15 protein-coding genes are annotated in these 16,898 nt (G+C 27.5%); 9 read left to right on the forward strand and 6 right to left on the reverse strand.

Translation table 11 applies throughout. The features are described 5' to 3' along the window. From BABL1_RS00595 to BABL1_RS00630, 8 genes are all read left to right on the forward strand, one after another. Positions 1–612 carry a hypothetical protein gene (locus tag BABL1_RS00595; protein WP_023791102.1) on the forward strand — a complete coding sequence of 204 codons (612 nt, stop codon included), beginning with the start codon at positions 1–3 and terminating at the stop codon, positions 610–612. 32 nt (positions 613–644) lie between these two features. Continuing rightward, positions 645–1,289, forward strand: coding sequence for a hypothetical protein (locus tag BABL1_RS00600; RefSeq protein ID WP_023791104.1), 645 nt, complete (start codon positions 645–647; stop codon positions 1,287–1,289). A gap of 21 nt (positions 1,290–1,310) precedes the next feature. Beyond that, the gene (locus tag BABL1_RS00605; RefSeq protein WP_023791106.1) at positions 1,311–3,749 is read left to right on the forward strand and encodes a hypothetical protein; all 2,439 of its coding nucleotides are present in this window, start codon (positions 1,311–1,313) and stop codon (positions 3,747–3,749) included. 8 nt (positions 3,750–3,757) lie between these two features. Next, positions 3,758–4,351 (forward strand): hypothetical protein, encoded by a 594-nt coding sequence (locus BABL1_RS00610; protein WP_023791108.1) that lies wholly within the window; start codon positions 3,758–3,760, stop codon positions 4,349–4,351. Between the two features lie 81 nt (positions 4,352–4,432). Further along, positions 4,433–4,837, forward strand: a complete 405-nt coding sequence (locus BABL1_RS00615) for a hypothetical protein (RefSeq protein ID WP_023791109.1) — start codon at positions 4,433–4,435, stop codon at positions 4,835–4,837. Positions 4,838–4,990: 153 nt separating this feature from the next. Further along, the gene (locus BABL1_RS00620) at positions 4,991–5,605 is read left to right on the forward strand and encodes an N-glycosylase/DNA lyase (RefSeq protein ID WP_023791111.1); all 615 of its coding nucleotides are present in this window, start codon (positions 4,991–4,993) and stop codon (positions 5,603–5,605) included. 276 nt (positions 5,606–5,881) lie between these two features. Continuing rightward, a complete protein-coding gene (locus tag BABL1_RS00625; RefSeq protein ID WP_023791113.1) occupies positions 5,882–6,307 on the forward strand; it encodes an NUDIX domain-containing protein in 426 nt (141 codons plus the stop codon). Positions 6,308–6,443: 136 nt separating this feature from the next. Continuing rightward, positions 6,444–7,013 carry a GNAT family N-acetyltransferase gene (locus tag BABL1_RS00630; RefSeq protein ID WP_171814717.1) on the forward strand — a complete coding sequence of 190 codons (570 nt, stop codon included), beginning with the start codon at positions 6,444–6,446 and terminating at the stop codon, positions 7,011–7,013. Positions 7,014–7,384: 371 nt separating this feature from the next. On the opposite strand, the gene BABL1_RS05145 is transcribed toward BABL1_RS00630, so the two are convergent. Further along, entirely contained in the window at positions 7,385–7,930 is a 546-nt protein-coding gene (locus BABL1_RS05145; protein ID WP_023791117.1) for an ankyrin repeat domain-containing protein, read from the reverse strand. 43 nt (positions 7,931–7,973) lie between these two features. Then, a complete protein-coding gene (locus BABL1_RS00640; RefSeq protein WP_023791119.1) occupies positions 7,974–9,371 on the reverse strand; it encodes a sodium:solute symporter family protein in 1,398 nt (465 codons plus the stop codon). A gap of 158 nt (positions 9,372–9,529) precedes the next feature. On the opposite strand from BABL1_RS00640, the gene BABL1_RS00645 reads away from it, so the two are divergent. Continuing rightward, positions 9,530–10,123, forward strand: a complete 594-nt coding sequence (locus tag BABL1_RS00645) for a GspE/PulE/PilB domain-containing protein (protein ID WP_023791121.1) — start codon at positions 9,530–9,532, stop codon at positions 10,121–10,123. A gap of 15 nt (positions 10,124–10,138) precedes the next feature. Here BABL1_RS00645 and BABL1_RS00650 read toward each other — a convergent pair whose 3' ends face one another. From BABL1_RS00650 to BABL1_RS00665, 4 genes are all read right to left on the reverse strand, one after another. Next, positions 10,139–11,188, reverse strand: coding sequence for an ankyrin repeat domain-containing protein (locus BABL1_RS00650; protein WP_171814718.1), 1,050 nt, complete (start codon positions 11,186–11,188; stop codon positions 10,139–10,141). A gap of 118 nt (positions 11,189–11,306) precedes the next feature. Further along, positions 11,307–12,305, reverse strand: coding sequence for an ankyrin repeat domain-containing protein (locus BABL1_RS00655; RefSeq protein ID WP_023791125.1), 999 nt, complete (start codon positions 12,303–12,305; stop codon positions 11,307–11,309). Beyond that, on the reverse strand, positions 12,302–14,821 hold the full coding sequence (locus tag BABL1_RS00660) for an ankyrin repeat domain-containing protein (RefSeq protein WP_023791127.1): 2,520 nt from the start codon (positions 14,819–14,821) through the stop codon (positions 12,302–12,304). The genes BABL1_RS00655 and BABL1_RS00660 overlap by 4 nt, the downstream gene beginning before the upstream one ends. Beyond that, entirely contained in the window at positions 14,818–16,872 is a 2,055-nt protein-coding gene (locus BABL1_RS00665; RefSeq protein WP_171814719.1) for an ankyrin repeat domain-containing protein, read from the reverse strand. The genes BABL1_RS00660 and BABL1_RS00665 overlap by 4 nt, the downstream gene beginning before the upstream one ends. Between the last annotated feature and the right edge of the window lie 26 nt (positions 16,873–16,898).

Consider the following 16,898-nt stretch of genomic DNA (forward strand, 5'->3'; position numbering starts at 1 on the left):
ATGAAAAAATTATTAATAACCAGTTTATTATTGATTAGCAGTTTAACATTTAATTTACAAAGTCTTGATTGGGGGGATATAGGCGACGCCTTTAAAAATGCTGCTAATAAAGTAGGTGATGCTTTCAAAACTGCTGCAGAAAAAGTAGGTGAAGGATTTAAAATCGCAGGTGAAAAAATAGCAGACTGCAGTAAAGTCGTAGGTTTAGGAACTGCCTGGGTTTCTACAAAAGCAAGTAGTGGCGTCATGGAAGCTTTTCAAAAAAGTAGTGAAGCAGTTGCTTTTGAATCAGCAAAGGCAACTTTAAAGGCCGTTCAAACGGGTGGCGAATATGTTGCTTTTGAATCAGCAAAAGGAGTCCTAGAAGCTACAAAAAAAACAGTTAGCGGTACTCTTGATTTTGCCAATACAATTCAGAAAAACATAATGGGTAACATCAAAATACAATGCTTTAGATTTTTAGGAACTCTTGATAATGTTCAACTTGAATTTCAAGCAAATGTTCTTGGAAAGAATATATATATTAAAGAAGCTTTTAAAGCCAAAAACTTAGATGATCTGACTAATCAGATTTATAATAGAATAATGAACACATTTAATTTAAGTATTTAAATAAACCAATTTAATAAATTATAGGAGAATAAATGAAAATATCAAAAAAATACTTTTTAATGAGTATAACTATTTTGGGTTTAAATATAAACTCAAACTATTTAAAAGCTCAATTAAAGTCAGATATAGATAAAATATCTAATAAAGAACTTCCAAAAGCCAAAGTTAGCAATATAAAACAAAAAACTTTTGAAAAATTTGTTCAAGTCCCTTCACAATTACCAGGTTTATCAAAAGAGACATCAGATAAACTAATAAAAAAAGTTAACGATATATGGCAAGAGGAAGGACATAGACAAAATATAGGTAAAATAGTCGTCAAAGAAAAGCTAAATAAAGAGGATATAGAAAAGCTTATAAATCATATCAAGAAAGAAAAAGAATTAGTAAGATCAAAAATACAAAGAATAGTTCAACATGTTAATCAATCAATTGAAAAAGAACTAAAAGAACATTTGAGCGATACTGTAAGTGAAGTTGAATTAAATGCAACAATTGAAAGCTTAAAACTCGATCCTGAAGAAGAAATAAATAAAGAATTACATGAGCATGATAATCTTATAGAACAAATAGAAGAAATTCTAGAGGATTTAAGCAAAGAGTATAGTAATAAAAATTATCTTTCAACTCATAATAAAGAATCTGATAAACTTAATGATTTTGATTATCTAGATTAATAAACGATAGAGGTTATAGTAATGAAAATCTTTAAAAATTTAACTATAAAAATTATATCTTTAATACTGATCAGTCCAGGTTTGTATTCAGTATCTATTGAAGAAAGCTTAAAGCAAGCCGAATCCGCTTCTAAGCAAGAAGCTCTTTCGCTATCTGATGTACCACAATTTAAAGCTTATACTTCATATATACCAGCTCAAATACTAGATTTTTTATCTAAATTACAATTAAAAAATATAACAGTAGGTTTTGATTCATCTGCAAAAACCGGAGTCATAAACGCCGAAACTAATGTTGCTGGACAAAAAAGTGTTATTAGACTTATAGTAGGACCTTCAGGAACAATAGATAAAAACCAATTGTCTCAAAGTCTTCAGGCCGCTGCTGAAAAGTTCCAAAGAAGCAATGTATCAGAAATTAAAAAATATCCACAAGCTCAAAATTGGAATCAAGCAGGTCTAACTTACTTTAATGGTCCGCTATCCAAAGTTGGATTAATCAAAAATAAAGATCAAAATCAACAAGATACAACACAGACCGAAAATAAAACCGATAATGAAAAAGCAGCTGAAGTAGCAGCTCAAACGCTTGAAAATAAAGAAAAACAAGAAGTAGAACAAAAAGAAGCAATAAGCAAAACCCAAAAAGCTTTAGACGCTATCAAAAGTGGAGCTCAAGGATTACTTGGCAAACTTGCTGATTTTCAAGTCGGAATTGTTATTGCACTTCCACAAGGCTTTAGCTTTGGTCAAATTAGTCAAGATCTACAATTTCTAGATGCTATAAAAGCAAATGAAACTGCCATTGGCTTAGGAAATGGTTTTTATGATCCAATATACGGTATGATGCCTCCAGGACTTTCAGTTGTTGCAAAAATAGGATTAACTGAACCTTTCACAACAATTAATAACTTTGTAACTAAAGTATCTAGAGGAACAGTAAATCTTAAAGATACTCCACTTGAGTTAAGAGGAAATATCAATAGATCTATTGGAGGATCTTCTTTAGGTCTAGAATTACCAGGACAAATAGGATTCAATTTGGGAGGCAAAAAATTTATAGAAACCGATAAACTTACTTTACAAGTAATACTATTACCATCTCCAGAAGGTACAGGCACATCTGGTGTTTCTTTTGGCTTATCAGGTGGATTGACACTATATTTAAATGCAATAGATAGCAAATTAAGCCCCCTTGATTTTAAAGCTTTATTTTCAATAGACTCATCTGCATCAGCTATATTAATTGGATCTATGAATGGATTACTTGACTTAAGTCCTATAAAGCTACCACTTAAATTTGGAAACGTTACATTACAAGGTGGTCTAAATCCTGAAAATGTTGAAACTTTAGGAATATCGGATATAGGTATGGCAGGAGAATTAGATTTTGGACCACAAGATGCTCAAACTAAAATTCAAGCAGCTTTTGATGTAAGATTATCTGGACAACAAAGTAATATACTTGCCTATGGAGAACTTCAACCAACGGGATCTAGAAAAAGTGCTCTTGCATTATCAGATATTCTAAATCTAGCAATAAAAGCATATTCACATCTTGGAGGATCAGCAGATAAGTTTAAATCTTCTATACCAGAGCTTGGCATAAAACAAGCTAAATTCTATTTTTCACCGGCAAACGTGTTTTTTGCAAATAAAGTTTGGCCCGCAGGCTTATCAATCGATGCTGCTCTTGATCTATTTGGATCAACTGCTAGCGTAGAATTTAATATAAATTCAAATGGATTTGATGGAACTGGTTATCTTTCACCAGTAACTTTAGGACCTGTTAAAATAACTGGTGCAGGAAAATCTAAAACTTGTTCAGATGTAGATATGTGTTTAGTTCCATGCGGTGGTACAACAAACTATAATACAAAACCAATATTAAAACCCGGAGTAGTAAGAGATCCTAAAGCTCCTAGCTTTAAATTAGATGCTCAAAGTGCACCACAATCAGTAGCATCTAGAACAGATTACTCAAAAGAACAAGGAGCTATATTGAATCTATACTACTATCCACCAACAAACATAGGTCTATTTTTAAGCGCCGATGTTATTGTTAATTTAGGAAAACTAGGGACAATTAACGCTGATGCTTGTATGAAATTATCAACATCTGGAATTTATCTACATTTTTCTGAAAATGTCTTTAACGTACTAGAAACTGACTTTACTTTAAATGCAAAAGACTTTAAACAACCTAAAGAATGGTATGTATGCGCTAAAATGAAGCAGTCTGCAATAAATATATTATATGATAAAATACATCAATTTACCTTATCATCAAAGAAAGATGTTGATAATGCACTTACAGATGCACAAAATAAAGTAAAAGATGCACAAAAAACATTTAATAATGCAATGAATACAGCCCAATCAGCACTAAAAACTGCTCAAGATTATACTGACAAATTGCAAAAAGATATCGATAAAGCTAAACGTCAATGCGGGCTATAGGAGAAAAAATGAAAAAATTATTGATACTTACAAGTATTTTATTAATAAGTAATAACATAAATTGCGGTATTTGGGATAGCATAAAAAACGCAGCTGGAAAAGTAGGCGGAGCAATAGAAAAAGGAGCAGCAGCCGTAGGTAAAGAAGCAAAAAACCTAGCCGGGCAAGTTAAAGATATAGCTCAAAATATAGGAGATCAAGTTGTTTCATGTTCACAACTTGCAGGTTATGGAACTGGATGGGCTGCCTCTAAAGCTGGGTTAGGAGTTGCACAAGCAGCAGTATCGGCTGCTCAACATGGAACTGATTATGCGGCTTTTGAGTCATCTAAATTAGCCCTAAAAACTACTCAGGATACAGCAAAAGGGGTTTTAACTCTTGCTGATGCTTTTGCTGAAGGTGTACAAAAAGGATTTAATATAGAATGTATTAGATTCTTAGGCGCAATTGAAGGACTAGAATTTGAATTGGATGCTCATCTTTTTGGACAAACTATAAAAATACGTGAGAAAGTAGACTTTACAAACGTCGAACAGTTTGCAAAAAAGATATTTAACATATTAAAAGACAAAGCTGCTCAAATTAGTAACAAATTTAAGTAATAGTTAACAACTAGTAAATAATGATAACAAATATCATTATTTACTAGTTTAATTAGATTATTATTAAAAATGAGGATAAAAATGAAGTATGATAATTTAATAGCTGCTTGTAATTACTGCATTTTATTATGTAAATCAGCAGTAGAAAATTGTAGAGATTGCCAATCACAATGCAATAATAATATATGTGAAAATAAGAATAAGGCAGAAGATTGTGCTGTATCAGCTCAAAATACCGTAGACGCTTTTCAAAGTTGTATACATGAATGTAATATAGCCTTAGAAGATAAATCATTAAATGAGCATGAAAAGCAAGTCATCACTAAATGCAAAGATACATGTAAAGAAACTATGGATCGCTCTGAACAAAGTATAGAAAAGATCCTTGATCAAGATGCTGAAGGGTGTTTATGGGCAATTGATAATTTTAACAGTTGCATAATGGCTTGCGATGAAACTATAGAGACTTTAAGTAAAAATAAATAATCATATAAAATTTATAAAAGTGGAAGTATAACACCCGTATTTACTTTCACTTTATTATTTCTAAAATTTATAATTTAAATTTACTCTTAGATTAAATTTGATAGAATAGTAATAAAAGTTAAATTATTTCAATATCAAAAATTAATAGAATTTATGAAACAAAATCTAGAACTTCCATTTAAATTAGATAAAAAAGAACTACAAGTAATAGATCAGAGAATAAAAGAATTCCAAGAATTAGGCAAAGAAGACACAACTCAATGGTTTAGCGAACTATGCTTCTGTTTATTAACTGCTAATGCACAAGCAAAACGTGCTATAGAAATACAAAACTACTTAGGCACTGAAGGCTTTATTAATAAAACTCAAGAAGAAATCGCCTTAGTCATAAAATCATTTGGACATAGATTCCATAATACAAAAGCAAAATATATAGTTCTTGCAAGAAAATATATTGATATAAAAGATATATTAAAGGATTATAAAAATGGCAAAGAAGCTAGAGAATTTTTAGTAAAAAATATAACTGGTCTTGGATATAAAGAAGCTTCACATTTTTTAAGAAATGTGGGATATAATGATGTAGCTATAATAGATCGCCATATAATAAGATTTCTATATCAATATCATTATATAGATCAATTGCCCAAAATAATTACTAAAAAAATATATCTAGAATTAGAAGATATACTTACAAAATTTGGTATCCTTCTTGATAAACTTGATCTAATGATATGGTACCACATGACAGGCACAGTTCTAAAATAATTATCTATTTAATTTAAATTCTTATTAAATTATTTTTCTATATTTATGCTGATGCAAAAATTAAAAATATGTGCCAAAAATATTGATATCCTATTACAAAATTATCATATTAGCTCTTTAAGCTATGCATATTACCAAAAGTTTAAAAATGTTTTAAAATTATTTAAGTAATAATCTTTGTATAAGTTCCATGTTTGCAATTTTTAAGATTAAATTTTATGATAATAATATTGAAAATATAGCAATACAATCATCATGTGAAGTTAAAGAAAAATCATGAGATACGCTCTACTCTTATTATTAAATATGAATAAGGAAGTTTTGCTGCTAAAGCGCTGTAATACAACCTTTGGAAACGAACAATACTCAATGTCAGGTGGAAAAGTTGAAGCAAATGAAACTGCAAGACAAGCTATTATTCGCCAAGCCTTTGAAGAACTGAATATCAAAATTAAATCTGAAAATTTGGAATTTGTTCATCTCCTATTCCGTAAGGGTAATGATAATATTATTTTTGACGCTGGATGTTTTAAAGCAACTAAATGGGAAGGTTCCCTAAAAAATCAAGAACCCGAAAAGTGTAGCAAAATAAACTGGTTTAAATTAGATAATTTGCCTGAAAATATTTTGACAGCACATAAACAAATTATAGAACTGGTTCAAAAAAATACTTATTATTCTGAACATGGTTTTGTCGATTAATTATATTTATGAAGATCTTGAAATAAATTATAATATGCTAGTATCTCAATTTGATAAATCATTATTTAAGTTATATAATAATATCTTTGGCCGAAGACTTAAAGTAATCTTCAATTTTCTATTAATTTTATTCATAATGACTACAAATATTTGTTCTCAAATTCCACTCATTTTTACTTCAAAAAGACTTAAATTCGAAAAAGTAAATAAAGATCATAAATTTCACTTATCGAAAATTTTATCTAATGAAAAAGTGCAAGAAGCATATAATACAGGTGACAAAGAAAGTTTTACGAATATAGAATCACAATTTTCTATAATTGAAGCTCAATGGCAAAAATATGGATATGGCTTGTACATTCTTTTTAACAATGAAACATTTGATTTTATAGGATTCGCAGGTTATCATACTGTTACTATAGACAAGGAAGGTAATGTTGATTGCTTTAATAACAACAAATCTAATGATTTGGAACTATATATTATCCTAATGCCTCAATATTGGCGTCAAGGATACGGTTTTGAAGCAGTAAGTAAACTATGTGAAATTGCTTTTAAACACTCGTCATTTACAAGTATTATTGCCTATATTGAACCCAAAAATTATGCTTCTATAGCCTTAATTGAAAAATTTAATTGCAAAAAAGAGAAAAAGGTTATATATAATAATAAACCTCATATTTTATATAGGATTTATAAATCATAAAGGTAATTAATTGGGTTTTATTATGATTAACAGAAAAATTGAAATTACTTTAGAAATAGTAAAAAAGTTTATCAATGAACAATTTACGCAATAGTCGCATTTATTATTAAACAGGTTATACCTGGCAATCATGACAATAGAACAGCTAATGAAATATCCATAAAATTCCTATGACTATAGTTATGGGAAAAACTACGAGTTATTATCCCTCGCAATTGGTAAATTTATAAATGAATTGATGGAGAAAGTACAAGTAATATTGTAAAATCTAATTTAGACTTAAAATTATTAGCAGTTCAATTAGCCGATTTTTTAAAAGAATCACATGCTCTAAATAACATCGACGTTCCAATAGCTAATCTTCATAATTTCTATAAATATTTATTTAATAAACCTTCAATATCTGTTTTTTTATTTATATACGCCAAATCTAAAGCAGTATTACCACATTTATTTTTCAAATTTAAATCAATAGGACTCTTACAATTCTCACTCTCAAGCAAAATTCTAACAATCTCTAAATGTCCATAAAATGCAGCTTCCATTAAAGCCGTATATCCGTTTTCATCTTGAATATTTAAATCAATTGGCTCTTTACCAGTATACTCAAGTAAAGCTTTAACTAACCCTAAATAACCCTTCATAGAAACCATCATTAAAGTTGTAATTCCATATTTATTTTGCATATTAATATTAGCACCAGCAATTATCAAGTTTACACATTTTCTTAGATAATTTTTATCCAAATTACTCTTATTTAAAATATTTAATAATTTTTTATCAAGTTCTTGTTTTGATAATTTATTATATTTTTCTAATTTTATAGAATCAAATTCTAAAGTCTTATGCATAGATAAAACATTATTTATAATTAAATTTAAAATTAATAAAATTAAAGAACACTTTAATTTCTTCATTTCTTACTCCTCTATTTAAATTTAATATAATAATTTGAAAAATCTAGCTTTTAGTTCTATTAAAACAATCAACCAAAAATCCTAAAATATAACAAGTTAAAGAAACTAAAAGAGCATCAATTTCAGCGGAAAATAACATATTTTTCTTTAAAAATAAAAGGGTTAAAAAAGTAATTAAGCCGCCAAAAAAACTTAGATAAGCAGCTGTTTTGCTAAATCTAATTTTGTTCTTTTGAGTAGGATCTGCATAAAAATATAAAGCTAATAAAGAAATTAAAATAGAAGATATAGGAACTGAGTAGCTATCAATTAATACTTGAATAATATCACTAAAATTAAAAGCTAAAATAATACCAATTATGCCTACTAAAAACATAACAACTTTAGATAATATTAATTGATTTGAAGAACTTAATTTAGGTAAATCAAAATCTTTAACAATATTAGAACTAATTGCACATAAAACTCCATTAGCAGTCGAAATAATTGCAGCCAATACTCCGTAGGTAACTAATACTACAACTAAAGAATCATATTGACGATCAAAAAGAGTTATTAAAGCATTTGAAGTAATACCGATATCAAAACCAAGCATTCTTGACTTTATTCCAAAATATAGTGGTACCAAAGCAAAAAATAGTAAAAATACAGAAGCAAATAATGCAGAAACTTTTGCTAGTTTACCATTTTTAGATGCAAAGAATACTTGCGCTAAATCTTGCTCTATTAAAGAATATAAAGCTGGAATAATAGCAATACCTACTATTTCTTGTAATTTAATATCTCTTAAAAATATAGGATTAGTCCACCCAAATTTAAAAACAGACAAAGTCTGACTAAAATTAAATATAAGATCAAGAACAAATAATGATAAAAAGACCAGAATAATTAAACTGAGTTGTATAATATCACTTTGAACAATAGCTTTAAACCCTCCAAGCATTGCATAAACTATAATCAAAAACCAAAGACCAATAAATAAAATGGGATTATATAAATTTAAAGAAACTAATAAACACTTTGATCCAATAATTTGAGCTGCAAAAATACCGGTCAGTGATAAAATAGAAGTTAAAGAAGCCATCTTTCTTAAAAATTTAGAATCATAATAAACTTCAAAAAGTTGAGCAATAGTATCTACATTAAATGCCCTCAATTTAGATGCAATACCAAAACCTAATAACATAAATCCTAAACATATTCCAAAGACATAAAATAATCCATAGTAACCAAATTTATAAGCTTGATCAGAAATACCAAGAATAAAGCCGCCACCTAATTGGGTTGCTATTAAAGAAATAGAAATTTGAAAAAATCCTAAATTTCTTCCAGCTAAAAAGTAATCTTCAACAGATTTAACAGACTTTGAAACAAAAAAGGATATAGATATATAAATTATACATAAGATAAAAAATAGAGAAAAAAATAATGTAGCATCCATCCAAATTACTCAAATTTATAAAATTATTACAAGTTCTTATGGTATAAAGTTAACAAAAAATAACAAAACAGTAAATATTCATTTTATATTGATAATAAATTACAAAATATAATAAAATATAATTAATCAATAATTACAGTAAATTTAGAAAGAAAAACATGAGAAAAGAATTTATAGATAAACTTAGCGAAATATTAGTAGAAATGAATATCTTAAAAGTGGAGGATCTTTTTGCAATACATAAAGAGTTTCAATCAAGAGCAGATATAAGTTTTGAATATTTTTTATTAGAAGAAGGATTAGTCGATAGATCAGATTTATTACAAGCTCTTTCTAGATATTATGAAGTTCCTGCAATAGACGTAGTCGGTGAAATATTTGATCATCATGATGTAAGATTAATACCAGAAGAAGTTATGGTTAAACATTTTTTTATACCCTATAAACGAGAAAATGATAATCTAACGGTAGTTGCTGCAAACCCCGGAGATCCTCATTTACCTGTAGTAATAGGAAAATATGTAACACATAATATAGAATTTGCCGTAGGTTTAGCACAAGATATTATAGATACAGTAAGAGAATATTATGATAAATCGATTACATATCAACCAAATAGTATACAGGCATCGCCTATGGAACGTAGTCAACAAGAGGTTCATCCATTAGAAGATAGAGTTGTACAAGAAGATCATAACGAAGAAATACCTTTAATAATTGAAGAAACTATAGATGACTACGAAGGCAAATAATTTATAAATATTAACTTAATCAATACTTAAAGATACATCATAAATATTTTTATCTTCAAGTTCTGTTTTATTTTTAGCTTTCCCAGTTGTTATTTTATTAAGGAGTTTATAAGCTAAATAAGTTGCTACACAAGTACCACTAATTTTTAATAACGTATAATTATTATGCTCCTCTAGACTTTGAACTTCCTCATTATTGGTTATATCAGCTAATTTTAAAACATTTTGTTTTTCTTCCTCAAGCGTATCACTAGGCAAGTTTTGTACTATCTCCTCATTTGATGTAGTAGAAGATCCTAAACTACTCTGTTCATCTTGGACATCAAATCTTCCATCAAGTGCACTTTGAGTTTCATCATTATTAGTTATATTAGCTAATTTTAAAGCATTTTGTTGTTCTTCTTCTTTAAGCATATTATTAAGTAAATTTTGAATCTCCTCATGATTAGCTAAGCTAGCCAATCTTAAAAAAGTATCATATTCATTTTTATTTTTAATATGTAAATCTATGGCAGCTTTATCATTTGAGCATGTACTTAACAACTCAATAACGCCCATATAACCCCTTGCAGTTGCTTTCATCAAAGCGGTTTCTTTTGTTTTAATAGTTTTAAGATTCAAATCAATAGGAGATGTCACATTAGGACATGCAAGAAGAAGTTTAACAATTTCTTTATTTCCAATCACCGCTGCACTAATTAAAGCAGTATAACCATGATTATCTTGAAGATTTAAATCAATCAAATCTTTTTTATTATTTAACAAAGATTCAACGATTGTCTCTTTTCCTTTCTTTACCGCTATCATTAATATATTAATACCACAATCACTTTGAGTATTAATATTAGCTCCTTCATTTATCAATCTCATAGCTTCATTTAAATCTTCATCTTTAAAAATAGATATTTGAGAGTGATAATTGTGCCTATTATCAAACAATTCCAAATCTAATTCTTCTTGATCTCTTTGCTCTTCTAGCCTACATCTGTTTAGTACACTTACTAATTGTTGATTTAACTGATTTTGAACATTTTTATCTATCACCTGTGCTTCTGTTTTGCTCATAGAAATACTATAATTTATAAATAAGGAGAAAAATAAAATTCTCATACAATAACTTCTTATTTTATTTATTTTATCCATTAGTTGTTATCCTCTTACAGATTAAGGTTTTACATAATATTTAACATAAATTTTGTTCATTAACTTGATATACAAGCTCCTTTTCACTATCTTTTATTCTGTGTTCTTTAGATTTTTTATTTCTTATTTTATCAATAACAAAAATTACTGTTCCAGAAATACCTATTGCTATAGTTGATTTAAATAAAGTTTGCTTATTGTACGTTAATTTAGAATTAGTATCTTTAGGCAAAGAAGACCGGTTTAGATCTTTAATAGCAGTAATATTTTTTTTATGTTCAAGAAGTAATCTTATTACTTCATTATGTCGTTTATTAGCAGCATACATTAATGGGGTCCAACCCTTGTTATCTTGAACATCAATATCTATACCTTCACAAGCAAGCAAAGTCTTGACTATATTTATATTACCTACATCACATGCTCTGATTAAAGCTGTTACTCCATAATTATTTTTAGAATTAACATCAATACCCTTGTCTAATAAATCTTGTATTATATTCTCTAAATTTTGAAAACATGCTTGCATCAATATATTTTCTTGATTTTCATATTTAATATTAACATCAGGATCGTATTGCAAAATCAATTCTGCTACATCTCTATAACCTTTATAAACAGCATACATTAATGCAGTATAACCATTATTATCTATAACATTAACATCTATATTATCATAGGACAAAATTAATTGTGCAACTTTAAGTTTGCCAAATTTTAAAGCATAAATTAAAGGCGTACTATTAAAGCGATCTTTAATATTAATATCAACACCCAAATTTACTAACAAGCTAATTAAACTAGTATATTTACTCGTTTTGACTATATAAAACAAAATCTTCTTACACTTATAACCTGCACTGTAAGCTTCAGGTATTAATTGAGCAAGAGTTTCTTCAGTTGTTTCTATATTAGGTTTTTCTAATAAATTAAAAATCTCTTCTTTATAATCTCTTTCAGATTCTTGATCTTGCATTGATAAAGCAAAAGAAAATGTGCTTGCAAGATATATAAAAATTAAAAGTTTATTAATATTCATTTATTTACTTCCAAATTTGTAAAATATTGATTAGAAGAGTTCATTTTATCTTTAATATTAATTTTCCCTTTTCTCAATTTGTTCCTTTTATCACGTTTAATAAAGTAAATAGTAGATCCTAATATAGAAAGCGCCAGCCCTGCTTTAATTATAGTCTTTTTATTTTGATCTATATCAAAATTACACTTTAACTTATCAAAATCAAATGGTAAAAATTTTTTAAATTTAGCTTTCTTAATTAAATTAATTATAGCCTGCCTATTCCATCTATAACTACTTTTAGCATAATCTAAAGCAGTACGTCCGAAATCATCTTTAAGATGAATGTTTATATCTTTATGTTTTAAAAGTACTTGAACTATTTCCAATCTACCAAAATCACAAACATACATTAAGAAAGTTTTACCTTCTTCATCTTGAGCATTAATATTAGCACCTTTTTTTAACAATAAATTTACCATATTTGTAAAATCTCCTTGAAATATAGTAGATGCATGTATTAAAGCGGTTTTAGAATCATTATCTCTTGCATTAATATTAGCTCCAGAATCCAATAATAATTTTACTATTTCTATATCGTTCTTTCTCACTGCTAACATTAAAGGAGTAAGCCCTTGATTATCTCTAACATCAATTTTAGCACCATGCTCAATAAGGACTTTCACTATAGCTATATAATTTCTCACAACAGCTTTTGTTAAAACCGTTTCTCCATTATTGTCAATAGCATTAACATCTATACTTCTAGAGTTTAAAAGCATACTAATTATATTAAAATATCCCTTATCGATTGCTCGCATTAAAGCAGTTTTGCCATATTGATCCTTAAAATTAACATCTATACCTTGATCTAATAACAATTTGACTATATTTTCTTGCCCTTTATCACAAGCTCTAATTAATAGACACTCATTGTTAAAATAATCATCACTTAAATGAGTACTATATTTTAATAATTTTCGAATTATATAAACATTACCTTGTTCAAAAGCATAACTTAAAGCAGTACAGCCTTCATTATCTATAATATCTATCTCTAAATTTTTATTTCTTAATAAAGTTTTAACTATATTATTCTTATTTCTTATAACTGCATGAATTAAAGCAGTTTTCCCCTTATCATCTTTTAAGTTAACATCTATATCATAATTTAATAATAATTCAGCTATCTCATTACTTGTTTTAATAGCATTAATTAAAATAGGCTCATTATTATACTTGATATTACAATCAACTTTATAACCCAAAAGAATTTTTAACAATTCAATATTTTTATTAATTAAGGCTTTAATCAACGGAGTAATAAATCTGTTATTTTTAATATTTACATCAGCTCCATAACTTAATAAAAGTCTTACAATACCACAATTTCCTTTATCAATAGCATGCATTAATGCCGTATTTCCATCATTGTCTTGCAGATCTATATTTATATTCTTATTCATTAAAAGAATTAGTACTACATCAATATGTCCACCTTGAACCGCGCGAATTAAAGCAGTTTGACCACAAAGATCTCTAAAGTTAATATCTAATTCTTGATTTAATAATAATTTTACTACAGACTTGGATCCTATACAACAAGCTCTTATCAAAAGATGTTTATCTATATGAGGCTTACGCTTTAGCAACATCTTAACTGCCTTTTCATCACCTTTTTCAACAGCATAAGTTAAAGCAGAAAATCCCATTTTATCTATAATATCAATATCTATATCTTTATTTTTCAACAAATTTTTGATTAAACTTTTTTGATTTTTGATAATTGCCCACATCAAAGATGTCTTGCCATCAGAATCTCTTAAATTAAGATCTATACTATAATTTAATAACAAATTTAATAAATCAATCAGTCTATCTTCAGCGGACTTAATAGCCATAATCAAAATAGGATCTCCTTTATACTTTGCATTACAATCAGCTCCATAATCTAAAAGCAATTTTACAATTTTAAGATTTTGATTAGATATAGCATAAAAAAGGGCTGTTTTGCCTTGAATATCAGAAATATTTATCAAAGAACCGCGTTCTAATAAAAAGTGTACTAAATTCGCGCTACCGTCACGAACCGCCTTAATCAAAACAGTACTACCAGATCTATCCTGAATATTAAGATTTATATTCTCAAAACTTAAAAGCTTTTGAATAGAATTTATTTTATATGAATCAACCGCATAAAATAAGGCAGTTTTCCCATCGTAATCTTGATAATTTATATCAAAAATATTTAACCTTACTAATGCATCTATTAAATCTAAGATATCTTCTGATTGCACAATATACCTTAAAAATATATTACAATTAACACCTTTATCTCGTGCTTCTAAAATCAAATTAGCAACCTTCTTTCTTTTTTGATAACAATTAGCTTCGTTGTTTAATATATCTTTTATACTATTTTTAAAATAATCCTCATAAGTAAGAGCTATTGCCCAAGGTCTACTGATACTTATACTCATAGGCAAAATTAAATTAAATATATTCAATAAAAATATTAAACTGAGAAATCGTTTCATGATTTTCCTGAAAAATTAGATTGAGTTGAATTTTTTAAATATTGGCAGTTGGTCTTGCTTTTAACTTGTTTATCTCTTGTTTTATTATTTTTTCTCTTTTTAATAATATAGACTGTTGAACCAATTAAAAATAAAGATCCGCCAATTAATGCTTGTTGTTGTTTTTTATTTAGATTGCTAAATCGACATTTAACATCATCTTTAATACTTGATAAGGTAGATAGGGTCCATTTTTTTAAATTAGACTTTAGATAATCAAAGGCTGTTTTTCCTGATTTATCTTTAATATAAATATTAATATCTTTATATAGAAATAATTTTTTTATAGCTTTTAAATCAGACAAAATACAAGCATGTATTAATGCAGTTTTCCCTTGATCGTCTTGGATATTAACATCTATATTTTCTTGTTTTAATATTAAATCTATTAAATTAGAATTAAAATTTTTGATTAAAAGGGTACATCCTTGATTATCTTGAGCATTAAGATTAGGATTTCTATTTAATAATAATTTTATAATTTCTTTTTCTTGATCAGAGAGATTAGACAGACAATAATCGGTTTTATAAGCATGCATTAATGCCGTTTCGCCATTATTATCAGTAGCATTAACATCAAGTCTATTATAAGTTAACAATAATTTAATAAGCTCAATATCTTTATAACTAACAGCTCTAATTAAAAGAGGAATTCCAAATTCATTTCTTACATTAATATCAGCCATATAATCTAATAGAGCCTTAATAATAGGCAAATATCCTCTATTACTAATAGCAAGAAACAAAAGTGATTGTCCCCATAAATCTTGAATATTTAAATTAGGCTTTTTACCCAATAATAAATTTACTATTTTTAACTTAGCAGCAAAAGACATATTAGCATTTAAAGTATAAGCTAAAGCACTTTTACCATTATTATCAATAACATCGATATCTATATCCTTATGACGTAATAATAACTTAATCAAATCTTCATCATTTCGTTCAATAGCTATCATTAAAGGCGTCCTGCCGGAATTATCAATAGCGCTATTTATATCAATCCCTAATTTTAATAAAGTTTTGACATATTCAAAACGATTGGAAGTTTCTAATGCGATACAAAAAGCAGTTTTACTTCGGTTATTTTTGATATTAATATCAGCTCCGGCTTTTAACAATAAATTAAAAATTTCTTTGGAATCACTTTTAATTGCCTGCATTAACAAAGTATCTTGAAGATTATTTTGTAAATTAACATCCAATCCCTGATCTAATAACTTTTTTATCAACTCACTATTACCTAATCTAACTTCAGTAAAAATAGAATCAACATTATGTTGAACATTATTTAATAAAAGTAGTTCCCTAATACTAAGATTACCTGCTTTAAGCACATAATTTAAGGCGTTATTTCCCTTATAGTCTTGATGATGTACATCTGTCCCTTGAGCAATAAGCATCCTAACAACATCCCAATATTTCTTTTTGGATGCTATTATTAAAGGACTACGATTATACTTATCTTTAACATTAATATCTGGTTTATACTCTAATATCATTTGAGCAAGCTGTTCATCATTATGCCTCAATGCGATCATCAAAGCATTTTCGCCAACTGAATTTCTAGTATTAATAGCCGCCCCATCTATAATTAAGCTTCTTATTAAATCAGGTTGATAAATAACATTTCCTAACGCAACTTTAAGCTTTTGAGTAGAAATATACCATTTTGAATAATCTTTTATGAATTTTATTAAATCTAATTTAAAGTATTCTATAAAATTACGTGTTACTGTATTCAAACGAGATATAGATTTTATAAAATTATTAATCAGAGGCAAGAAATTCTCAGTATTATTATCAATAATATACTCAATAACTTTTTTAATGATAATCAACTTAATTTCAGAGGGAAGAGATGAAAAATAACTTTTATCAACTATTTCATTTCCATCAGCGTCAACTAAATAAGAAGTATATTCACCTGAATCATCCCTAGAAACGATTTTATATAGATCCTCTCCAATCTTTATTCTAAAATTATTTGAGCAAATTAGCTGGGATTGCATTGATAAAATTATATTATTAAAAGCAA

This window comes from Candidatus Babela massiliensis, from assembly GCF_000513475.1.
GTDB lineage: Bacteria > Babelota > Babeliae > Babelales > Babelaceae > Babela > Babela massiliensis.

Bases quoted from the DNA above. Each gene is read 5' to 3' on its own strand.
- BABL1_RS00595 (WP_023791102.1), top strand. From the start codon at position 1: ATGAAAAAATTATTAATAACCAGTTTATTATTGATTAGCAGTTTAACA.
- BABL1_RS00600 (WP_023791104.1), top strand. From the start codon at position 645: ATGAAAATATCAAAAAAATACTTTTTAATGAGTATAACTATTTTGGGT.
- BABL1_RS00605 (WP_023791106.1), top strand. From the start codon at position 1,311: ATGAAAATCTTTAAAAATTTAACTATAAAAATTATATCTTTAATACTG.
- BABL1_RS00610 (WP_023791108.1), top strand. From the start codon at position 3,758: ATGAAAAAATTATTGATACTTACAAGTATTTTATTAATAAGTAATAAC.
- BABL1_RS00615 (WP_023791109.1), top strand. From the start codon at position 4,433: ATGAAGTATGATAATTTAATAGCTGCTTGTAATTACTGCATTTTATTA.
- BABL1_RS00620 (WP_023791111.1), top strand. From the start codon at position 4,991: ATGAAACAAAATCTAGAACTTCCATTTAAATTAGATAAAAAAGAACTA.
- BABL1_RS00625 (WP_023791113.1), top strand. From the start codon at position 5,882: ATGAGATACGCTCTACTCTTATTATTAAATATGAATAAGGAAGTTTTG.
- BABL1_RS00630 (WP_171814717.1), top strand. From the start codon at position 6,444: ATGACTACAAATATTTGTTCTCAAATTCCACTCATTTTTACTTCAAAA.
- BABL1_RS05145 (WP_023791117.1), bottom strand. From the start codon at position 7,930: ATGAAGAAATTAAAGTGTTCTTTAATTTTATTAATTTTAAATTTAATT.
- BABL1_RS00640 (WP_023791119.1), bottom strand. From the start codon at position 9,371: ATGGATGCTACATTATTTTTTTCTCTATTTTTTATCTTATGTATAATT.
- BABL1_RS00645 (WP_023791121.1), top strand. From the start codon at position 9,530: ATGAGAAAAGAATTTATAGATAAACTTAGCGAAATATTAGTAGAAATG.
- BABL1_RS00650 (WP_171814718.1), bottom strand. From the start codon at position 11,188: ATGAGCAAAACAGAAGCACAGGTGATAGATAAAAATGTTCAAAATCAG.
- BABL1_RS00655 (WP_023791125.1), bottom strand. From the start codon at position 12,305: ATGAATATTAATAAACTTTTAATTTTTATATATCTTGCAAGCACATTT.
- BABL1_RS00660 (WP_023791127.1), bottom strand. From the start codon at position 14,821: ATGAAACGATTTCTCAGTTTAATATTTTTATTGAATATATTTAATTTA.
- BABL1_RS00665 (WP_171814719.1), bottom strand. From the start codon at position 16,872: ATGCAATCCCAGCTAATTTGCTCAAATAATTTTAGAATAAAGATTGGA.